Origin of the sequence: Cupriavidus sp. BIS7, from assembly GCF_000292345.1 — a bacterium.
Lineage (GTDB): Bacteria > Pseudomonadota > Gammaproteobacteria > Burkholderiales > Burkholderiaceae > Cupriavidus.
In genome coordinates this window covers 124,565-147,002 of the sequence record NZ_ALOU01000019.1, presented here as the reverse complement: position 1 = coordinate 147,002, position 22,438 = coordinate 124,565, and the positions used below count along the sequence as shown (strand labels likewise).

The 22,438-nt window shown below is 64.8% G+C and carries 14 protein-coding genes; 8 read left to right on the top strand and 6 right to left on the bottom strand.

Annotated elements, in window-relative coordinates:
- Positions 1-61: 61 nt before the first annotated feature.
- Positions 62-526 (top strand): rhodanese-like domain-containing protein, encoded by a 465-nt coding sequence (locus B552_RS0107125; RefSeq protein WP_019448314.1) that lies wholly within the window; start codon positions 62-64, stop codon positions 524-526.
- A gap of 131 nt (positions 527-657) precedes the next feature.
- On the opposite strand, the gene B552_RS0107120 is transcribed toward B552_RS0107125, so the two are convergent.
- From B552_RS0107120 to hrpA, 6 genes are all read right to left on the bottom strand, one after another.
- A complete protein-coding gene (locus B552_RS0107120; RefSeq protein ID WP_019448313.1) occupies positions 658-1,458 on the bottom strand; it encodes a molybdopterin-binding protein in 801 nt (266 codons plus the stop codon).
- A 23-nt stretch (positions 1,459-1,481) separates the two neighbouring features.
- Positions 1,482-2,363, bottom strand: coding sequence for an EI24 domain-containing protein (locus B552_RS0107115; protein ID WP_019448312.1), 882 nt, complete (start codon positions 2,361-2,363; stop codon positions 1,482-1,484).
- Between the two features lie 103 nt (positions 2,364-2,466).
- Entirely contained in the window at positions 2,467-3,462 is a 996-nt protein-coding gene (locus B552_RS0107110) for a sterol desaturase family protein (protein WP_019448311.1), read from the bottom strand.
- A complete protein-coding gene (locus B552_RS0107105; protein ID WP_237718175.1) occupies positions 3,462-4,310 on the bottom strand; it encodes a polysaccharide deacetylase family protein in 849 nt (282 codons plus the stop codon). The genes B552_RS0107110 and B552_RS0107105 overlap by 1 nt, the downstream gene beginning before the upstream one ends.
- 52 nt (positions 4,311-4,362) lie before the next feature.
- Positions 4,363-5,349, bottom strand: a complete 987-nt coding sequence (locus B552_RS0107100) for a cytochrome D1 domain-containing protein (RefSeq protein WP_026035408.1) — start codon at positions 5,347-5,349, stop codon at positions 4,363-4,365.
- A gap of 114 nt (positions 5,350-5,463) precedes the next feature.
- Entirely contained in the window at positions 5,464-9,468 is a 4,005-nt protein-coding gene (gene hrpA, locus B552_RS0107095) for an ATP-dependent RNA helicase HrpA (RefSeq protein WP_026035407.1), read from the bottom strand.
- A gap of 23 nt (positions 9,469-9,491) precedes the next feature.
- Between hrpA and argA the strand changes: the two genes are divergently transcribed.
- The 7 genes from argA to narH all read left to right on the top strand — a co-directional run bounded on the left by argA (position 9,492) and on the right by narH (position 22,438).
- Positions 9,492-10,934 (top strand): amino-acid N-acetyltransferase, encoded by a 1,443-nt coding sequence (gene argA / locus B552_RS0107090; protein WP_019448307.1) that lies wholly within the window; start codon positions 9,492-9,494, stop codon positions 10,932-10,934.
- A gap of 108 nt (positions 10,935-11,042) precedes the next feature.
- Positions 11,043-11,318 (top strand): oxidative damage protection protein, encoded by a 276-nt coding sequence (locus tag B552_RS0107085; RefSeq protein ID WP_019448306.1) that lies wholly within the window; start codon positions 11,043-11,045, stop codon positions 11,316-11,318.
- 224 nt (positions 11,319-11,542) lie between these two features.
- Entirely contained in the window at positions 11,543-14,134 is a 2,592-nt protein-coding gene (locus B552_RS27270) for a hypothetical protein (RefSeq protein WP_193352175.1), read from the top strand.
- A gap of 238 nt (positions 14,135-14,372) precedes the next feature.
- The gene (locus tag B552_RS0107075) at positions 14,373-15,680 is read left to right on the top strand and encodes a nitrate/nitrite transporter (RefSeq protein ID WP_019448304.1); all 1,308 of its coding nucleotides are present in this window, start codon (positions 14,373-14,375) and stop codon (positions 15,678-15,680) included.
- A gap of 35 nt (positions 15,681-15,715) precedes the next feature.
- Positions 15,716-17,098 carry a NarK family nitrate/nitrite MFS transporter gene (locus B552_RS0107070; protein ID WP_019448303.1) on the top strand — a complete coding sequence of 461 codons (1,383 nt, stop codon included), beginning with the start codon at positions 15,716-15,718 and terminating at the stop codon, positions 17,096-17,098.
- Between the two features lie 28 nt (positions 17,099-17,126).
- Complete coding sequence (locus B552_RS0107065; RefSeq protein WP_019448302.1) at positions 17,127-20,888, top strand: nitrate reductase subunit alpha; 3,762 nt, start codon at positions 17,127-17,129, stop codon at positions 20,886-20,888.
- Complete coding sequence (narH, locus tag B552_RS0107060) at positions 20,885-22,438, top strand: nitrate reductase subunit beta (RefSeq protein ID WP_019448301.1); 1,554 nt, start codon at positions 20,885-20,887, stop codon at positions 22,436-22,438. Before B552_RS0107065 ends, narH begins: the two co-directional genes overlap by 4 nt.

Genomic DNA, 22,438 nt, shown 5'->3' with positions numbered 1-22,438 from the left:
TGTTGTCCCCGCGCAGCCGCCGCCCGCTTCCCACCTTTTCTCATTGACTCCGTCCCAGAAGATGACTACCCGAGACGACCTCCTCCAGGCCGCGCATGCGCGTCAGCAACAGGGCCAATTTGCCTATTACGGTGCCCTCACCCCGCAGGAGGCCTATGCGCTACTTCAGGCCGACCCGAAAGCCGTGCTGGTTGACGTGCGCACGCAGGCCGAGCTGGATTGGGTAGGTGGCGTGGACTTGCCGGACGAGCAGTTCGCCCATATCGAATGGATGTCGTACCCGGGCGGCGCACAAAACGCCAACTTCGTGGGCGAGCTGAAGGCGCGTGTGCCGGCCGACGCGCCCGTGCTGTTCCTTTGCCGCAGCGCAGCGCGCTCCAAGCATGCAGCGCGCGTGGCTACCGAAGCCGGCTATCTGCTGGCGATGGATGTACTCGAAGGCTTCGAAGGCAACCGCGACGACCACCACCACCGCAAGACGGTGGAAGGCTGGTGTGTACGCGGCCTGCCGTGGCACGGCGCCTGAGAGGCCGCTTCAAAATGATTCTGGCGTCGTTGCGGGGCCTTGCCGTACCACTTGTACTGTCTGCGGCCCCGCGCCTAGCCAGAACCGCTTCGCTTCATTTTGAAGCAGCCTCCAAGCGCCGCTGGCGCTGCTTACTGCTCGATGATCTCGAAGCCCAGCTTCCGCACGCCGTCGAGCAGCATCGCATAGGCCGGCTGGACCAGATCCGCTGGCCCTTTCACACCGAGGTCGATGTGCCGCCGCGCGAGTTTGTCGCCGCGCGTGGCATCCCCCACTGACGGCAGGCTGAACACGCGGATCGGCGCGTATGCCGCCTCCACCTGCTCCATCAACGGAGTCAGTGTCGACTCCGGCGCTTCGAACACGTAGAACGCGCGTGATTGCTCCGCATCCAGATGGAACAGATGCGAGTAGTAATGCTCGAGCACCCACTCCATCATCGGCCACGCCATGACCGGGAAGCCCGGCATGAAATGGTGATCGGCCACCGAAAAGCCCGGAATGCGGTTGTAGCTGTTCGGAATGATCCGGGCGCCCACCGGAAACTCGCCCATCTTGAAACGATGCTGGTTCTCGGGCAGGTTCAGGTCTCCCTTGACCGGATCGCCATTGGCGGTCTCGGCGATGCGCAGCGCGATCTGTTCGCGCGCCTCGGGATGCAGGACCAGATCCACGCCAAGCGCGGCCGCCGCGCACTGGCGCGTGTGGTCGTCCGGCGTGGCGCCGATGCCGCCCGTGCAGAACACGACGTCCGGCCCGGCCAGCGTGCGGCGCAGCGTGGCCGTAATGCGGGAGCGGTCGTCGCCGATGTACTCGGCCCAGTCCAGCGCCAGCCCGCGCGCGCCAAGCAGTTCGATGGCGCGGCGCATGTGCTTGTCCTCGCGCCGGCCGGACAGAATCTCGTCGCCGATGACAATCAAACCGAAACCCATGGTGCGCTCGCTAAGAATTGTTTTCAGGAAGGCTCGATGCGGCGCACATCCGATGGCGCCAGGTCGATCACGTCAGTAGGCGGTGGCGGTGGCGACGGCGGCGCCGCGGCCGCGCGCTCGGCACGCAGGTCCGCCAGCGCGCGCAGGCAGAAGTGGCCGAACCACAGCGCCGAGAAAATGAAAATCAGCACGTAGAGCCACAGCGTGCCGGCCAGCACCACCGGAAACAGGAAGATGATGACAGCCGACCAGACCCACAGCAAGGTGGGGGCGGACCCCAGCAGGCCAACCGCCACACCGATCATCAGCAACGGCCCGCGATGGCGCTTCATAAGCGTCTTGCGCTCCTCCGCCGTGGCATGCTCGGACAGCGCGTCATAGGTCATCACACGGTACGTCAGCCAGCCCCACAGCACCGGCGGAATCAGCGCGAAGAACGGCGGAATCAGCCATAACGGCAGCGTGATGAGCATCAGCATCAGGAACACCAGCGTGCTGCCGAGCGTCTGGAAAACGCTGCCGACGACGCTGCCGCCGTGGGCCTTGGCCAGGTCCGGGTAGCTGCGGTCGAGATGCCTGACCACCGCAGGCACCGAGAACAGGCTGATGAAGATCAGCATCGACGCGATCACCAGCGGGATCGCCAGCGTCAGCACGAACAGCGGCGCAACCACCGTGCGCAGCGACTGCAGGCCCAGCCAGTCGAGCATCGAATAGATCCAGCTTGTGAAAACCGAACCTTCAAGAATGGCGCGCGCGGTGCCCATGATCGGGTCCCAGCCCCACCAGATCAGGCCGCCCCAGAGCACCGTGGCGAGGATGAACGGCACGATGGTCAGCATCAGCATGCGCGGATGCAGTTGGCTGACCAGTGCACGGCCAAACGAGCGGAAAATATCGTTCATGCGGCGAAGAGGAGAAAAAGGCCCTCGGAGCCTAGCACAGCCTGGCAGCGGCGGCGCCCTGGAAACCGTTTCAGAACGAAACGGAGCGAAACGAAGCGGTTTCCTACCCCAGACGCAGCAGCCGTTTGATGCCGAGCCATTGTTGCGACAGGAAACCGTCGCCATAGCTCCGTCCACGGCCGGCAGGTGGTGCCATCTGGTCGCGGATGCCGGTCGGGTGATAGACCTCGGTGAAGACGGCCGTGCCGAACAGCATGTCCCACCAGGGGAAGATCACGCCGTAGTTGCAGCCGCCCAGACGCACGGGCTTGCCGGCGGCAGCCTGCTTTTCGTGACCAATCCCAACGGCGTGGTGCGTGCGGTGGAAGCGCGGCGAGATCAGCAGCCGCTCGCCAAGCCAGCCGAAGTTCAGACGCAGGTTGGCGTGCTGCAGGCTCTGCAGCAGTTGCGACAGCGCCACCAGCAGCACATATTGCGACGGCTCCACGCCAACTGCCAGTGCCGCCGTGGCGAATACGAAATCGCGCAGGGTGTCGTCGAGCAGATGGTTGCGGTTGTCGCTCCAGAGCGTCATCTGGCGCTGGCTGTGATGCACCGCGTGCAGACTCCACCACCAACGGTAGGTATGCGACAGCCGGTGGTACCAGTAGTCGAGCAGGTCGAACAGCACCAGATAGACCAGGAAGCTGACCATCGGGACCGACGTCACCGCAGGCCACCAGTCCTCCACATTGATCCGCTGCCAGCCCAGCAGCCGCAGATGGCCTTCAATGCCGTCCATCAGTGGCGCCAGCAGGAAGAACATCGCCAGACGGAACAGACCCAGGCGGTGGATGATCGTGTAGAGGATATCGGTGCGGACGGCAGCGCGGTCGGTCACCGCCTCCACGGGGCGCAGCTTTTCAAGCGGACCAAGAATCAGGACCATCACGGCGATCTGGACCAGCCCAACCAGCAGCCATTCGGTGCCCGTGAACGCATCTTCGGCATAGCCGCCGAAGCCGAGGTTATAGACCACGGGCAACACCACGTCCTGGAAGACCGTGGCTTCGATCTGGCCCACCCACAGGTTGAGCCAGTTGGTGAGCGCGTCCCACATTACTGTTTCGACCCCGATGCTGACGTTTGAGATTGTGCGCCCGATTGGCTCGATTGGCCCGATTGGCTCGATTGGCCCGCTTGCACGGGTCCGCGCTGCGTTATCCAGTTCTTGTACTGCGGATGCTCGCGCAGCGTGGCAAAGCAGAAGCCCTTCTGCTCAAGCCCGCTGATCAGCGGCTCCAGCACGCCCGGCGCCCAGGGGTCCTTGCGCGACCAGATGCCCAGATGGGCCATCGTGATATCGCCGTCGCGCAGGTCGCGCAGCGCGCGGTCCAGCAACTCCTTGTTCGGGTAGCGCTCCGAGGATAGTTCATCGCCGAGGAACCCTGCCGGCGCCCAGCCCACGTGCTTGAATCCGCATTGCTCGGCCCAGGCCAGCGTCTGCGGCGAAGTATGGCCACCCGGCGCGCGCCACAGCGGCACCATCGGCTGGCCCGTCATCGACTGGAAAGCCTGCGCGCTGCGGCGCAGCTCGGCGCAGAACGATTCCTCGGTCATCGCCACGTCCTTGCCGCCCTGCGCACCGAACTGCGGGCGCATGACGACCTTGCCGCCCTTCACGCTACGCAGGTAGACGTGGTCGAACGTGTGGGTGCCGAACGCGTGGCCGTCTGCGGCCAGCGATTTCCAGTACGGCGCCCACGTCGGGTCAAGCGAACTGTCGTGGTTGATGGTCGGCTCGTTGGCCAGGAAGAACGTCGCGCGGATATGGTGCTTGCGCAACGTGCGCGCAATCAGCTCCGCCTGGCTCATGCTGCCGGTATCGAACGTCAGGTAGAGCGTGCCGGCACGGCAGGCGCCAGGGTTGGCCTCGGCGGCCATCGCGAATGACGCACCAGCAAGCATCGCTGCCGCCAGTACGCCGATCCGGGTCATCAGCTTGCGCATGGCGCTGACCTCAATACAGCGGTGCCCGCGTACGGAAATAGATGCCGTGCGGCGACTTGCCAACGCGGATCGTCTTGACCATCTTGCGGCTGGCCACGTCGATCAGGCCGACCGAGCGCGCCCAGCGGAACGTCACCCAGAGCGTCTTGCCGTCGGCAGTCAGCTCCATGTCGTCAGGACCGGGCAGCAGGCCGGTGATGTCGCCAACCTTGGACAGCGTCTGCTGGTCGATGATGCTGATCGTTCCCGATACGCGGTTGGACAGGAACAGGTGGCGCTTGTCGCCCACGGCGCGGAAGTTGTGCGCGCCCTTGCCGGTCTGGATCTGCTTGACCACCTTGCGCGTGTGCCAGTCGATCACGGCGACGTAGTCGGCACCTGTCATGCCCACGAGCAGGTATTTCTGATCAGGCGTGACCCAGATGCCCGCCGGCGCCGAGCCGGCTTCCATGGTCCAGAGCACGGTCAGCGTGGTCAGGTCGATCGCGGCGATCTGGTTGGAGTCCTGCAGCGTGATGAAGGCGATCTTGCTGTCGGCCGTGAACGCGATGTGGCTCGGCGTCTTGGCCAGCGGGAACTGCTTGGCGATCTTCAGCTGATGCCCGTCCCAGCGGTAGACGTCAACGCGGTCAAGCCGGTTGCCGGTGGCCACGAACCACTTCTGGTCAGGCGAAAAGCCAATCTGGTACGGATCGTCGATACCCGGCACGCGCTGCTGCACCTTGCCGGTTACCGGATCGAGGAAAACAACGTCGTTGCCTACCGCATTGGCGACGATCAGCGACTTGTCGTCGGGGGTGGCAATCAGGTGATGCGGCTCCTTCCCGATCGGGAAGGTCTCCAGCACCTTCTGGGTGTCCTTGTCGATCAAAGTGACGCTTGCGTCACCAGAATTCAGGATCACTACGACTTCCGCACGGGCGGGTGCGGAAACAAGTGCCAATGCCAGGGCGCCGACCGAAACAACGCCAGCCACTACACGACGCAAAGCGAGCATAAGACCGTTAAATCATGACGAATCGCGCATTCTAACGTTTCAATACGCTGAATCGATGACCTGAATCATGATTCTTTAGGGTCTCTCACATTTAGATACAAATCAGTCACCCGATCAGCGCTGCATCGATTCCCAGACCTTCTGGAGACGCTTGACCGACATCGGCTGCGGCGTGCGCAACTCCTGTGCAAACAACGCCACCCGCAGCTCCTCGAGCATCCAGCGGAACTCGTCGAGCCGCACATCTTCGGCACCGCGTCCCTGCGCGCGCAACTGCTTCTCGGCGCGCTGCCACTGCTGCACCAGCGGCGTCATTTCCTGCACGCGCTGGCTGTCGCGGGCCGGGTCGCCCTTGAGCTTGTCCACCCGCATCGCCATACCTTTCAGGTAGCGCGGGAAGTGAACGATCTGCGCGTATGGCGTATCAATCACGAATGACTTGGTCATCAGGCGCGCAAGCTGCCCTTCCAGATCCTGGTACGCCGAGCCGAACGGCTTGGCCTGCAGCAGCTTGCGCGGCAGGCCGGCGAATTCGGCGAGTATCGTCCCCACGAGGCGCGCAATTTCCTGCGCAAGCAGCGACAACCGCGCCCGCCCCTCGTCCTTGCGTGCGTTGAACTCGGCCTCGTTGCGCGGCAGCGGCGCCTGCAGGCATGCGCGTTCCAGCGCCATCATGACGATCTGGCCGCGCAGTTCCTCCTGCGTACCCAGCGTCATGTACTGCATCGCCATCTGCTGCAGATTGGGGATGTTCTTCTCGACAAACCTGACCGGCTCGCGCAGTTGCAGCGCAAACAGCCGGCGCAGCCCGGCGTGGTGGATGCGTGCGGCTTCCTGCGGATCGTCGAAGACCTCCACGTCGCAGTGGTCGGTACGATCGACGAGCGCCGGATAGCCGAACAGCGTCTGGTTGCCCTTGCGGATTTCCAGCAGCTCGGGCAACTCCCCGAACGACCACGACGTCAGGTTCTCGTACTGCCCCGCCTCGGCGGCCGGCACGTCACGCGCGGCGATATTCTGGAACGACTGCTGCGCCTGCCCGCCGAACTCCGCGCGCAACTGGGCCAGGTTGCGGCCCATGTCGAGCTGGCGACCGTGCTCGTCGATCACCTTGAAGTTCATCGCGTGGTGCGCCGGCAGCGTTTCCAGCTTGAAATCGGCCCGCTTGATCATCGTGCCGGTCTGCTCGCGGATATCGGCGATCAGCACGTCCAGCAGGTCGCCCTCGCCAAATGGCTGGCGATCGACAAACCCGGCTGCGTAGTCCGGCAGCGGCACGCAATGGCGGCGCAGCTTCTGCGGCAGCGATTTCAGCAGCAGATGCACCTTCTCCTTGATCATGCCCGGCACCAGCCATTCCACGCGCTCGGGCCGCACCTGGTTGAGCGCGTACAGCGGCACCGTCAGCGTCACGCCATCGCGGTGGCTGCCCGGCTCGAAGTGATACGTCAGCGCCATATCGATGCCGGCGATCGGCAGCAGCTTCGGGAACAGGTCCGTGGTGATGCCCGCGGCCTCGTGGCGCATCAGCTCGTCGCGATTCAGGTACAGCAGCTTGCGGTCCTTCGCGGACTCGGCCTGGTACCACTTCTCGAACGACACCTGGTTGTGGATGTCGGCGGGAATCGCGCCGTCATAGAACGCGTAGATCAGCACGTCATCCACCAGCACGTCCTGGCGGCGGGACTTGTGTTCAAGATTCTCGATCTCGCGCACGAGGCGCTGGTTGTGGGCGAAGAACGGCAGGCGCGTGTCGAACTCGCCTTCCACAAGCGCGCTGCGGATAAACAGTTCGCGCGCTTCCACCGGGTTCATCGGTCCGTAGTGGACGCGGCGATGCTGGTAGACGGGCAAGCCATAGAGCGTGCCCCGTTCCAGCGCCACCACCTGGCCCGCCTTCTTTTCCCAGTGCGGCTCGCTCCAGCTCACGTTGAGCAGATGGCGGCCGACCTGTTCGATCCATTCGGGCTCGATGCGGGCCAGCGTGCGCGCATAAAGGCGGCTCGTTTCCACGAGTTCCGCCGCGATGATCCACCGCCCGACCTTGCGCGCGATCAGCGAGCCCGGCCACAGGTGGAACTTGATGCCACGCGCACCAAGGTACTCTCGGCCACGGCCGTCGGCTTCATCGAGCTTGAGGCCGACGTTGCCAAGCAGGCCGGTCAGCAGCGCCTTGTGCACCTGTTCGAAGGTCGGCTCGCTTTCGTTCAGGCGCCAGCCCTGCTCGGTCACCGTGGTCAGCAGCTGCGAATGCACATCGCGCCATTCGCGCAGCCGTACGTGCGACAGGAAGTTCGCGCGGCACTGGTCCTGCAGTTGCCGGTTGGTCTTCTTGTGCGCCACGGCCTCTTCAAACCATTTCCACAGCTTGACCCAGCCCAGGAACTCGGACTTCTCGTCCATGAACTTGCGGTGGGCCTGATCGGCGGCTTCCTGCGCCTCCTGCGGGCGGTCGCGCGGGTCCTGCACGGACAGCGCGCTGGCGATGATCAGCACTTCGCGCAGGCACTGCTGGTCGCGTGCGGCCAGGATCATGCGCGCCACGCGCGGATCGAGCGGCAGCTTGGCCAACTGGCGGCCGATACCGGTCAGCTGGTTGGCTTCGTCGAGCGCGCCAAGCTCCTGCAGCAACTGGTAGCCGTCGGCAATCGCCCGGCCCAGTGGCGGCTCGATAAACGGGAACGCCTCGATATCGGTCAGGCGCAGGCCCTTCATGCGCAAGATCACCGCGGCCAGCGACGAGCGCAGGATTTCCGGATCGGTGAACCGAGTCCGGCCCTGGAAATCGCTTTCCTCGTAAAGGCGGATGCAAACGCCGTTCGCCACCCGGCCGCAACGGCCGGCGCGCTGGTTGGCGGCCGCCTGCGAGATCGATTCGATCTGGAGCTGCTCGACCTTGTTGCGGTACGAATAGCGCTTCACGCGCGCCAGCCCCGTATCCACCACGTAGCGGATGCCGGGCACCGTCAGCGAGGTTTCGGCGACGTTGGTCGCCAGTACGATGCGCCGCGCGTTGGACGGCTTGAACACGCGTTCCTGCTCCTGCACGGACAACCGCGCGAACAGCGGCAGGATCTCGGTGTGCGGCGGATGATGCTTGCGCAGCGCCTCGGCGGCCTCGCGGATTTCGCGTTCGCCGGGCAGGAACACGAGCACGTCGCCGGGGCCAAGCCGGCACAGTTCGTCCACCGCATCGACGATGCCGTCATACAGGTCGCGCTCCCTGGCCTTCTCCGTGCGCGGCGCGGCATCGGCGGGCGCATCGGCCTGGATCGGCCGGTAGCGAAGCTCCACCGGGTAGAGCCGGCCGCTGACCTCGATCACCGGCGCAGGCTTGCCGTCACGCGCGAAATGCTCGGCAAAGCGCTTTGCGTCAATCGTTGCCGACGTGATGATCACTTTCAGGTCCGGCCGCTTTGGCAGGATCTGGCGCAGGTAGCCGATCAGGAAGTCGATATTGAGGCTGCGCTCGTGCGCCTCGTCGATGATGATCGTGTCGTACGCGCGCAGCAGCGGGTCGTTCTGCGTCTCCGCCAGCAGAATGCCGTCCGTCATCAGCTTGACCGACGCACCGGCTGACATCGTGTCGTTGAACCGCACCTGATAGCCAACGGTTTCGCCAAGCGGGGTGCCCAGTTCCTGTGCAATGCGCTTGGCCGTGGACGTGGCGGCGATCCGGCGCGGCTGCGTGTGGCCGATCAGTCCGCCGCCCGGCTTGCCCTCGCGCGCCGGGCCGCGGCCGATCGACAGCGCGATCTTGGGAAGCTGCGTGGTCTTGCCCGAGCCGGTCTCACCCGAAACGATGATGACCTGGTTGGCCTGCAGCGCCCGGGCGATCTCGTCGCGGCGCGCCGAAACCGGCAGCGCCTCGGGGAAAGTGATCTCCGGCAGCGGATTGGCCATCCGCACGGGTTGCGGCGCACGCGGCTGCCTTGGCTGGCCTGACGGACGAGCGGAGCCCGACTGACCTGGCTGACCTGACGGCCCCGACGAACGCGCGGGCCGTGCCGGGCGCGGGCCGGCCTCCGCCGGGCGCTGGGCGGGCTTCGGTTGAGCCGGGGAGGAATTGGCCTCGGCAGGCCGGGCGGGGGCAGGTTTGGCGGGACGTTGTGCTGACATTGGCCGGGATTATAATCCGCCGCATGAACGCCAGAACCGACTCCCCGCAGCAGGACCCAGATCCTGCCTCCGCGCCGCTGCCGCTGCCCCTGAAGGCCGAGCCCGGCACCTCGCCCGACACCTCGCCGCCGGCCGCCGAGCTATCCGAAGCCGCCGGTCCGGACCAGCAACAGTTCGTTGACTGGCTGCGAGCGGTCGCGCCCTATATCCACGCGTTCCGCGGCAAGACCTTCGTGATCGCGTTCAGCGGCGAACTGGTCAAGGCCGGGGTGCTCAATGCGCTGGTCAACGACGTGGCACTGCTGCACGCGATGGGCATGCAGATCGTTCTGGTGTTTGGCTCCCGCCCGCAGGTGGAAGAGCAACTGGCACTGCGCAACGTGCAGTCGCAATATGCCGAAGGCATCCGCATCACCGACAACGCGGCGCTCGAATGCGCCAAGGAAGCGGCTGGCGAACTGCGGCTGGACATCGAGGCAGCATTCAGCCAGGGCCTGCCGAACACGCCGATGGCGGGCGCCCAGCTTTCGGTGGTGTCCGGCAACTTCATCACCGCGCGCCCGGTGGGTATCGTCAATGGCGTGGATTACCAGCACACGGGCCTGGTGCGCAAGCTCGACGGCGAATCGATGCGCATGTCGTTGTCGCACGGCAAGATCGTGCTGCTGTCGCCACTTGGTTTTTCGCCCACGGGGCAGGCGTTCAACCTGTCAATGGAAGACGTGGCGAGCGCCGCGGCCAGCGCGCTGAAGGCGGACAAGCTGATCTTCATCACCGAGGTGCCCGGCGTGCCCGACCCGGTGGGCAAGCTGATGAAGGAAATGTCGCTGCGCACCGCCGCTGAGCGGCTGCAGAGCAGCCATCTGCCGCCCGACGTGGCCTATTCCCTGCAGCACCTGGTCAAGGCGCTCAAGGGCGGCGTGCCGCGCGCCCACCTGATCCCGTACTCGCTGGACGGCTCGGTGCTGCTGGAACTGTTCCTGCACGATGGCGTGGGCACCATGGTCTCCGACACTGACCTGGAAAGCCTGCGCGAAGCCACGCTCGACGACGTTGGCGGCATCCTGCAGCTGATCGCCCCGCTGGAAGCCGACGGCACGCTGGTGCCGCGAGGCCGTCACCTGATCGAGCGCGATATCGACAAGTTCTCGGTGATCGAGCACGACAGCGTACTGTTCGGCTGCGCCGCGCTCTACGAATTCCCGCGCGAGAACATGGGCGAGATGGCCTGCCTGACCGTGTCCCAGGAAGCCCAGGGCACCGGCGATGGCGAGCGCCTGCTCAAGCGCATCGAGCGCCGCGCGCGCACGCTCGGCCTGGACCGCCTGTTCGTGCTCACCACGCGCACCGAGCACTGGTTCCTCAAGCGCGGCTTCGTGCACGCCACCGTGGACGACCTGCCCGAGGACAAGCGCAAGCTCTACAACTGGCAGCGCAAGTCCATGGTTCTGATGAAGAAGCTTTGAGGCGCCAAAGCACCAGTAACAACATGGCGCGCAGGGGCATGGGCGAAGATCGCCGCCCCGCCGGGCCAGCTTGGCTACAATAGCGCCCACACGAACAAGGAGTCCCTCATGGCCCGCATGGTCCAATGCATCAAGCTGAACAAGGAAGCCGAAGGCCTCGACTTCCCGCCGCTGCCGGGCGAACTCGGCAAGAAGATCTGGCAAAGCGTATCCAAGGAAGCGTGGGCCGGCTGGCTCAAGCACCAGACCATGCTGATCAATGAGAACCGCCTGAACATGGCCGATCCGCGCGCGCGCCAGTACCTGCTCAAGCAGACCGAGAAGTACTTCTTCGGCGAAGGCGCCGACCAGGCAGCCGGCTACGTGCCGCCGCCGTCGGCTTAAGACGCTAGCCGCCCAGGCTTGAGACTCCCTTTCCCGCCACGCGGGAGAGGGAATGGAACACCTCCCCCGCACCTCGCTGCACCTCTCCGCACCTCGCTGCACCTCGCTGCACCTCCCTGCCCACCGCGGGCAAATCCATTCCCACCGCTCACCCTGCCCCATAACCTGTGCTCACGCCGGCGCACATCGAGCGCCGCGTTCACAACCATGCGGAGGCAGGAATCATGACAATTCTTTTCGATATCAGTGTCGATGCCGGGGCATCGCAGTGGTACGGCGTAATCAGCATCAAGAACATCCGGCACAGCACCGGCACGGCAGTCAAGGTCAATCAATTCCTCGGACTGAAATTCCATTCGCCGGCGGCCGTCCAGCCGACCGACATCAACGTGCAGTTGTGGAGTTGGATGGCCCACACCGCGGCCACCGAGAACGACCGGATCGACAGCCAGACCTGGGACGTCGAGGCCAAGGTCATTTTCGAGTCGGCCCATACGTTCGTCGCGCAGGACACCATCAAGATCGGCATCAATGGTGACCTGACCGGGCCCAACGCCGGCGACTACCTGTCGTCGTTCGCGCTGGCCGCTGATTCGCTGCCCAACACTGACGGCACGGTGCGCGTGCAGACGGCGTCGGCCCCGGACCCGGCACTGTATTCGGTTGCGCAGAGCATTACGTTCACACAGGGTACGCAGACGCACGTGGAGACCGTGTCGCCGGGCACGACCACGCCGCTGGCGCTGCCGGCCGGCACCTACAACGTGTCCGCCACGGCCCTGACAAACCCGTCCGGCACGATCGTCGCCGAAGCCCACGTGCATCCCGCCACGGTTTCGGTCACCCCGGGCAGCACCGCCGTGGTGGTCGTGAACTACGCCGATGCCCAATACTATGCGCGCCTCAATATCGCCATCGGCGACATTCCCGTGCTGGCCGACGAGGAACTCGACGTCAGTGTCGTCGCGCGCAATACGGGCGCTGTGCTTGCCGAATTCCGGATGCCGCCCGGCAGCACCATGCCGCTGAGCGGGTTGCCGCCGGTCGGCGTGGTCGACATCACCGTGGCGCCCGTGGCCCTGAACAACGTGCGGTACACGTTTGCCACCAAGTACCGCACGTTGTCGACGTCAGTCGAGAACGTCGTGTTCACGGCGGCCGACATGCACTCCACGGCAGTCGACACCACGGGCTTCGTCCCTCTACCCATCGCGGTCACGTCGGGCATCACCGTCGGCACCTCGCTCGACGTGAGGCTCATCGCGTCGAACATGACCTACCGGCAGGCCGTGCCGCTGAAGGCGGGCACCTTTACGTACCAGTTCTCCGTGCCAGTTCAGCCGCAGACCTACACGGTCGATGTGCCGGACTTCATCCTCGACGGCGTGGTGTACAACGTGCAGGCCGCCAGCGAACTCCGCGTGGCGCCGAGCGGCGCAACGCGGCTGGTGATCGATGTCTCGCAGGGTGCCAACCTGAACGTGCGCGGCTTCCCCAACTTCCTGAGCTTCGGCGGATGCGCCGACCTGACGCCCGGCAACGCCGCCGATTTCGTCGCGGCACGCGCGTCGTCGGTCTTCAAGTACGCCGGGTTCGATGGTGCCGGCGATGCCAACGTGTACCTGACCTCGGATAACCAGACCACGGCAACGGTCCTGCTGGCGCGCGATGTCGAGAAGCAGATCGGCGGCGGCCATCAGGTGCTGCCGGTGCTTGTGTCCTACACCTGCAACCTGTCGCTTGGCGACACGCCGACACAACTGGCGAACAAGCAAGGCCTGGCGCATAGCCTTGCCAACCTGATCCTCTCGCTGAATCTGGCCAAGGAGCACACCGACGCCGATCACCCGGTGCCCGCCGGCTACGTCATCAACCCCGATTTCCTCGGCGCCTGCCAGCAAGGCGGCTTCGGGCCGGAGTATGCGATGCCGGTACGCGAGCCGCTGCAGATGGCACTGTCCCACTGGAACGTGCGCGCCACGATCCCTCAGGACATCGAGGAAAACATCCGTGGCTACGTGGCAGCCGTCAACTGGCTGATCCGCACCGTCGCGCCGGCCGTCACGTTCGGCTGGCAGGTCAATCTCTGGGGCGTGGGCGCTTCCGAGTGGATCTATGCGTCCGGCGACGAGCCGATCAGGAACGCCCAGGCGACAGCCGCGTTCGTGCGGTCGATGAAGGTCCACGAAGGCCCGTATGCGCCCGATTTCCTGGCCGTGGACCGCTACGAGGCCGACGACTTCACGATCCGCAGCTACGCCAACGGCTATTGCTACTGGACGCACGAGTGGGAACGCTTCTACGACTTCTGCGGCGAACTGAGCCGTGACCTCAAGGTTCCGATCATGCCGTGGCAGATCCCGGTCAGCCATGCGCCGCTGGTGACGGACCAGGTCAACGACAACTTCGACACGCAGAACTGGGGCACGGGCGGGACCTACCTGTTCGGCGATGCAGCCATCGGGACGGACTACCACAACATCAACCCGAAGATCGTCGCGCTGAACTTCCCATCGGCGTTCCATTGGGCGATGGGGAGCACTGCGGAGGACATGTTCAAGCGTTCCGAGCCGTTCAACGTCAGTGTGCCGGCCTATGGCGACTTCCCGTACCGTGGCATCTTCACGATGCTGCTGGGCGGCGGCGCCACGACGGGCATCATCTCGACCGTGGGCGACAAAACATCGTTCGTGCGCGACAAGATCAACGCGTATATGAACGATCCGATCCCGTTCGGCGGTGACGCGGCACCGGTCTGCGAGTCCTGCATGCAACGCCGGCCACGACGCCAGCGGCGGTCGAATCACGGCTGCTAAGGAGGCACGGCCGGCGTCACTGCCGGCCGCAATGGCAATGGCCCGCCCCGTCTTTCGCGCTGCGCGAGAGGGGGCGCCTGGCCCCGCCCTTCTGCTGTCCATATGCCGGCATATGCCATTAGAACTAGTCCGACGGGCATAGCCCCGTTGCGAAGCACCTCTACGCCCGGCGAATAGTCGGCAGCACGCCACAGGCCTAACCTGACGTCACTCCCCAAAGTGACTTCGGAAACCGGCCATGGCCACTCCCAATCTCCCCTCCAGCAAGCCAGACCCCGCACCCCCGGGCGCCTGGACCACGCTCTGGTCCAGCACCTTCGCCTTCACGATCTGCTTTGCCGTCTGGATGATGTTTGCCGTGCTCGGCATTCCGCTCAAGAACGAGCTTGGCCTCAATGACACGGAATTCGGCCTGCTGGCCGCCACGCCCGTGCTCAGCGGGTCGCTGATCCGCGTGCCGCTGGGCATCTGGACCGACCGCTTTGGCGGCCGCATCGTGTTCTTTGTGCTGATGCTGCTGACGGTGATCCCGATCTGGCTGATTTCCTATGTCCACACACTGTGGCAATTGCTGGTGCTCGGGCTGTTCGTCGGCCTGGCCGGCGGTTCGTTTTCGGTGGGCACGCCGTACGTGGCGCGCTGGTTCCCGCGCTCGCGCCAGGGTCTGGCGATGGGTATCTTCGGCGCCGGCAACTCGGGCGCCGCGCTGACCAAGTTCGTTGCGCCGGCGCTGATCCTGGCCGCCGGCACCTGGGAAATCGTGCCGAAGGTCTACTCGGTGGCGATGCTGATCACCGCCATCGTGTTCTGGCTGTTCTCGCGCAGCAACCCGGCCCATTGCGTGCCTTCGGCAACCAGTTTCCGTGCCCAGCTTGCCGTGATGCGCGACCCGCGCGTCTGGCGCTACTCGCAGTACTACTCGGTGGTGTTCGGCGGCTACGTGGGCCTGTCGCTGTGGATGACCAAGTACTACATCGGCGAATACGGCTTTGACATCAAGACGGCCGCGTTCCTGGCCGCCTGCTTCTCGCTGCCCGGCGGCGTGCTGCGCGCCATTGGCGGCTGGATCTCCGACCGCTACGGCGCCCATCGCACCACGTGGTGGGTGATGTGGGTCAGCTGGGTGGGATTCTTCCTGCTGAGCTACCCGAAGACCGACTTCGTGATCCATACGGTCAGCGGCCCGCAAAGCTTCCATATCGCGCTGACCCCGACGCTGTTCACGATCCTGATGTTCGTCGTCGGCATCGCGTTCGCCATCGGCAAGGCATCCGTCTTCAAGTTCATCTCGAACGACTTCTCGCACAACATCGGCGCGGTGTCCGGCGTGGTGGGCCTGGCTGGCGGTCTCGGCGGCTTCATCCTGCCGATCCTGTTCGGCGCGCTGGCCGACCTGACCGGCATCCGCAGCAGCTGTTTCATGCTGATGTACGGCACGGTCTGCGTGAGCCTGGTCTGGATGCACTACAGCCAACGCGCGGAGCAACGGCGTGCGCGGCCGCAACCGGAGGCCGCCTCCATCGGCAAGGCCACGCAAACCGCCTGATCCGCGATTCCTGACGATTTCACTACCCCCACATCATGACCAGTACCGTACTGACCCGCTGGGAGCCCGAGAACGCGACGTTCTGGCGCGACCGTGGCGAGCGCATCGCCTATCGCAACCTCTGGATCTCGATCCCCGCACTGATGCTGGCGTTCGTGGTCTGGATGCTCTGGAGCGTGGTGGCGGTCAACCTTGACCGCGCCGGCTTCCAGTTCAGCAAGAACCAGCTGTTCTGGCTGACCGCATTGCCGGCGCTGTCCGGCGCCACGCTGCGCATCTTCTATTCGTTCCTCGTGCCAGTGTTCGGCGGCCGGCGCTTTACCGCGATCTCCACGGCACTGCTGCTGATCCCGGCGCTCGGTATGGGCTTCGCACTGCGCGATCCGTCCACGAGCTACCCCACGCTGCTGGTCCTGGCGCTGCTGTGCGGGCTGGGCGGCGCCAACTTCAGTTCGTCGATGGCCAATATCAGCTTCTTCTTCCCGAAGGCGAAGAAAGGGCTGGCCACCGGCCTGAATGCCGGCATCGGCAACCTCGGCGTCTCGGTGGTGCAGTTTGTCACGCCGCTGGTGGTATCGGTGGCCGTGTTCGGCGCACTCGGCGGCGAGGCCCAGACGTATCAGGCAGGCGACGCCTCGCAGCAGTTCTGGCTGCAGAACGCCGGCTTCATCTGGGTGCCCTTCATCGTGGTTGCATCGCTGGCTGCATGGTTCGGCATGAACGACATTGCCGAAGCACGCGCCTCTTTCGCCGAGCAGGCCGTGATCTTCCAGCGCAAGCACAACTGGCTGATGTGCTGGCTCTACGTCGGCACGTTCGGTTCGTTCATCGGCTTCTCGGCCGGGCTGGCACTGCTGACCAAGTCGCAGTTCCCGGGTGTCAACCCGACCGCCTACGCGTTCCTCGGGCCGCTCGTTGGCGCGCTGACCCGCCCGGTCGGCGGCTGGATCTCGGACAAGCTCGGCGGTGCACGCGTCACGCTGTGGACCTTCGTCGGCATGATCGGCGCCGTCTGCGCCGTGCTGGTTGCGCTGCCGGGCAATGGCGACGCGGGCAGCTTCCCGGCGTTCCTGGGCGCATTCATCGTGCTGTTCGCACTGACCGGCATCGGCAATGGCTCGACCTTCCGCATGATTCCCGTGATCTTCCTGACTGAGCGCCAGCGCGCCGCCGGCAAGGACGCCGCCGCGCAACGGCAGGCGCTGCAGGACGCCGGCAAGGAATCGGCTGCCGTGCTCGGCTTCTCAGGCGCAATCGGCGCCTACGGCGGCTTCTTCATCCCCAAGAGCTTTGGCACGTCGCTGGAACTGACAGGTTCGGCCGACGCCGCGCTCTTCTGCTTCATCGCCTTCTACGTGAGCTGCGTGCTCGTTACCTGGTGGTACTACGCCCGTCGTAACGCCCCCATGCCGTGCTGACGGAATCCCCACTGGAGAACCCTACAAAATGAGTCACTTTCTCGATCGACTAAAGTTCCTGTCGCGCGTGAAGTCCACCTATTCGGACGGACACGGCGCGGTGGTCAATGAAGACCGCAAGTGGGAAGACGCGTACCGCAGCCGCTGGCAGCACGACAAGATCGTGCGCTCGACGCACGGCGTGAACTGCACGGGCTCCTGCTCATGGAAGGTCTACGTCAAGAACGGCCTGATCACCTGGGAAACCCAGCAGACCGACTACCCGCGCACGCGGCCCGACCTGCCGAACCACGAACCCCGTGGCTGCCCGCGCGGCGCATCGTATAGCTGGTACGTCTACTCCGCACAGCGCGTGAAGTACCCGATGATTCGCGGCCGGCTGATGGAAATGTGGCGCGAGGCCCGCAAGACGATGGACCCGATCGCCGCGTGGGAATCGATCAGCCAGAACCCCGAGAAGGCCCGCCGCTACAAGAGCGTGCGCGGCCAGGGCGGCTTCGTCCGCGCCGACTGGAAGACCGCCACCGAGATCATTGCGGCAGCCAACGCCTACACGATCAAGCAGTACGGCCCCGACCGCGTGGTCGGCTTCTCGCCGATTCCCGCCATGTCGATGGTGTCCTACGCAGCCGGCGCGCGCTACCTGAGCCTGATCGGCGGTGCCTGCCTGTCGTTCTACGACTGGTACTGCGACCTGCCGCCTGCCAGCCCGCAGATCTGGGGCGAGCAGACCGACGTGCCCGAATCGGCCGACTGGTACAACAGCACCTACCTGATGGTGTGGGGTTCCAACGTGCCGCAGACCCGCACGCCGGACGCCCACTTCTACACCGAGGTGCGCTACAAGGGCACCAAGACCGTGGCCGTGTCGTCGGACTTCGGCGAAATGGTCAAGTTTGGCGATATCTGGCTCGCACCGAAGCAAGGCACCGACGCAGCGCTGGCGATGGCCATGGGCCACGTGGTGCTCAAGGAATTCCACGCGACGGCCAAATCGGCCTACTTCCGCGACTACGTCAAGCAGTACACAGACATGCCGATGCTCGTGCTGCTGCGCGAGCACGAAGACACGCTGGTGCCCGACCACTTTTTGCGCGCCTCCCACCTGGACGGCAGCCTTGAGCAGGCCAACCATCCCGAATGGAAGACGCTGAGCATCGACGATGCCACCGGCGAGATCGTGGCGCCGAACGGATCGATCGGCTTCCGCTGGGGCGAGGCCGCCCATGACAACGGCGCGAAGGTCGGCCGCTGGAACCTGGAGATGAAGGACGGCGGCAGCGGCCGCACGATTGATCCGCGCCTGTCGCTGATCGGCCATCAGGACGAAATCGTGGAAGTCGGCTTCCCGTACTTCGGTGGCGAACACGATGCGCTGCTCAAGCGCCGCGTGCCGGTGCGCCGCCTGACGCTGGCCGATGGCAGCGTGGTGCGTGTGGCCACGGTCTATGACCTGCAGATGGCCAACTACGGCGTGGACCAGGGCCTTGGCGGCCCCAACGTGGCCACATCGTTCGATGACGATGTGCCCTACACGCCCGCCTGGCAGGAAAAGCACACGTCGGTGCCGCGCAACCTCGTGATCCAGGTGGCGCGCGAGTTTGCCGACAACGCCGACCGCACGCAGGGCAAGAGCATGGTCATCGTCGGTGCCGCGCTGAATCACTGGTACCACAACGACATGATCTACCGCGGCATCATCAACCTGCTGATGATGTGCGGCTGCATCGGCAAGAGCGGCGGCGGCTGGGCGCACTACGTGGGCCAGGAAAAGCTGCGGCCGCAGTTCGGCTGGGCCCCGCTGGCGTTCGCCTCCGACTGGTCGCGCCCGCCGCGTCACATGAACGGCACCTCGTTCTTCTACAACCATACGAGCCAGTGGCGTCACGAAAAGCTTGGTGTCGATGAGATCCTTGCGCCGACGGCCGACCACAAGCGCTACGACAACCTGTCGCTGCTCGACCTCAACGCCAAGTCCGAACGCATGGGCTGGCTGCCGTCTGCGCCGCAGCTTGATAGGAACCCGCTCGACGTGGTGGCCGAGGCCCGTGCCGCCGGCAAGGACCCGATAGCCGACGCCGTCGAGCAACTGAAGTCGGGCAAGCTGCAGTTTGCCTGCGACGACCCCGACAACCCCGCCAACTTCCCGCGCAACATGTTTGTGTGGCGCTCGAACATTCTCGGCAGCTCCGGCAAGGGCCACGAGTACTTCCTCAAGTACCTGCTCGGCACGCAGAACGCCGTATTCGGCGACGAAAACGATGCGATCAAGCCGAGCGAGGTCAACGTGCGTCCGGCCGCCGAGGGCAAGCTGGACCTGCTGACCGTGCTGGACTTCCGCATGAGCACCACCTGTCTCTACGGCGACATCGTGCTGCCCACCGCCACTTGGTACGAGAAGGACGACCTCAACACGTCCGACATGCACCCGTTCATCCACCCGCTATCCGAAGCGGTGCAGCCGCTGTGGGAAAGCAAGACGGACTGGGAGATCTACAAGACCATCGCCAAGGCATTCACGGAGATCGCCGGACCATACCTCGGCACGCGCGAGGATCTGGTCTGCACGCCGCTGCTGCATGACACGCCGGGCGAACTGGGCCAGCCGTTCGAGCCAAAGGACTGGAAGCACGGTGAATGCGACCTGATTCCGGGCAAGACCGCACCGTCGATGACCGTGGTGGAGCGCAACTATCGCGACATCTACAAGAAGTTCACGTCGATCGGCCCGCTGCTCGACAAGCTCGGCAACGGTGGCAAAGGCATCGGCTGGAATACCGAGCATGAAGTGCGCGAGATCGGCCACCTGAGCAAGACCGTGACCGAGCCTGGCGTCAGTCAGGGCCGGCCGCGCCTGGAAACGGCCATCGACGCCGCAGAGATGATCCTTACCTTCGCGCCGGAAACCAACGGCCACGTGGCGGTCAAGGCGTGGGAAGCGCTGTCGAAGATCACGGGCCGCGATCACACACACCTGGCCGTGGGCCGCGAGCACGACAAGATCCGCTTCCGCGACGTACAGGCACAGCCGCGCAAGATCATTTCCGCGCCGACCTGGTCGGGCCTCGAATCCGAGGAAGTCAGCTACAACGCCGGCTACACCAACGTGCACGAACTGATTCCATGGCGCACGCTGACGGGCCGCCAGCAGTTCTACCAGGACCACCGCTGGATGCTCGACTTCGGCGAAGGCGCGTGCGTGTACAAGCCGGCCATCGACACCAAGACAGTCAGCCCGATGCTCGGCAAGAAGCCCAACGGCAACCCCGAGCTTGTGCTGAACTGGATCACGCCGCACCAGAAGTGGGGCATCCACTCCACCTACTCCGACAACCTGCGCATGCTGACGCTGTCCCGCGGCGGCCCGCACGTGTGGATCTCGGAGGCCGAGGCAAAGGCCAACGACATTCGCGACAACGACTGGGTGGAAGTCTTCAACGTCAACGGCACGCTGACCGCACGCGTGGTGGTGTCGCAGCGCGTTCCCAAGGGGATGTGCCTGATGTACCACGCCCAGGAAAAGATCGTGAACGTGCCCGGCGCCGAGACCAGCGGCATGCGCGGCGGCATCCACAACTCGGTCACGCGCGCCGTGACCAAGCCCACGCACATGATCGGCGGCTACGCGCAGCTTGCCTACGGCTTCAACTACTACGGCACCGTCGGCAGCAACCGCGACGAGTTCGTGATCCTGCGCAAGATGAACAAGGTGGACTGGATGGACCAGCCGCTGCGCGAAGAACGTACCGCAGCAAACGAGACTGCGAAGACTGAAGGAGCATCGCAATGAAAATCCGCGCCCAGGTAGCCATGGTGCTCAACCTCGACAAGTGCATCGGCTGCCATACCTGCTCCGTGACCTGCAAGAACGTGTGGACCAGCCGCGAAGGCGTCGAGTACGCCTGGTTCAACAACGTGGAGACCAAGCCCGGTGTCGGCTTCCCGAAGGAATGGGAAAACCAGGACAAGTGGCAAGGCGGCTGGAAGCGCAATGCCGACGGCAGCCTGACGCCGCGCCAGGGCGGCAAGGCGAAGATCCTCTCCAACATCTTCGCCAACCCGAACCTGCCGCAGATCGACGACTACTATGAGCCGTTCACCTACGACTACGAGCATCTGCAGAACGCCCCGCTGATGCAGACACCGCCCACCGCGCGGCCCGTGTCGGCGATCACCGGCAAGAAGATGGAGAAGATCGAATGGGGTCCGAACTGGGAAGACGACCTCGGCGGCGAATTTGATCAGCGCAGCCGCGACAAGCTGTTCGACGACATCCAGAAGGACATGTACTCGACGTTCGAGAACACCTTCATGATGTATTTGCCGCGCCTGTGCGAGCACTGCCTGAACCCGACCTGCGTGGCGTCGTGCCCGTCCGGCTCGGTCTACAAGCGCGAGGAAGACGGCATCGTGCTGGTGGACCAGGACAAGTGCCGCGGCTGGCGCATGTGCGTCTCCGGCTGCCCGTACAAGAAGATCTACTTCAACTGGCAGACCGGCAAGGCCGAGAAGTGCGTGTTCTGCTATCCGCGCATCGAGGCCGGGCAGCCAACGGTCTGCTCCGAAACGTGCGTGGGCCGTATCCGCTATCTCGGCGTGATGCTCTATGACGCCGACCGTATCGAGCAGGCCGCGTCGGTGGAAGACGAGCGCGACCTGTACCAGTCGCAGCTGGACGTCTTCCTGGACCCGCACGACCCCGCGATCCAGGCAGAGGCGCTGCGCCAGGGCATTCCGCAAAGCTGGCTCGATGCAGCCGTCAAGTCGCCGGTCTACAAGATGGCCTGCGAGTGGAAGATTGCCTTCCCGCTGCACCCCGAGTACCGCACGCTGCCAATGGTCTGGTACGTGCCGCCGCTCTCGCCGATCCAGTCGGCCGCGGAATCCGGCTTCATGGGCATGAATGGCGTGATCCCAGACGTGAAGAGCCTGCGCATTCCGGTCAAGTACCTGGCCAACCTGCTCACCGCAGGCGATGTGGCCCCGGTGCTGTCCGCGCTGGAACGCATGCTTGCGATGCGCGCGTACAAGCGCTCGCAGACCGTGGACGGCGAGCAGGACCTGGCCGTGCTCGAACAGGTGGGCCTGACGCCGGCGCAGGTCGAGGACATGTACCAGATCATGGCCATCGCCAACTACGAGGACCGCTTCGTCGTGCCGTCGTCGCACAAGGAAATGGCCGAAGACAGCTTCGACGAAAAGGGAAGCTGCGGCTTCAGCTTCGGCAACGGCTGCTCGGGCGGCGACTCCGAAGGCACGCTGTTCGGCAGCAAGAAGCCCAAGCAGGATGTCTACTACGCCGACCTGCCGCGTTCGCGCCGCAAGGCCATCACCGGCTAA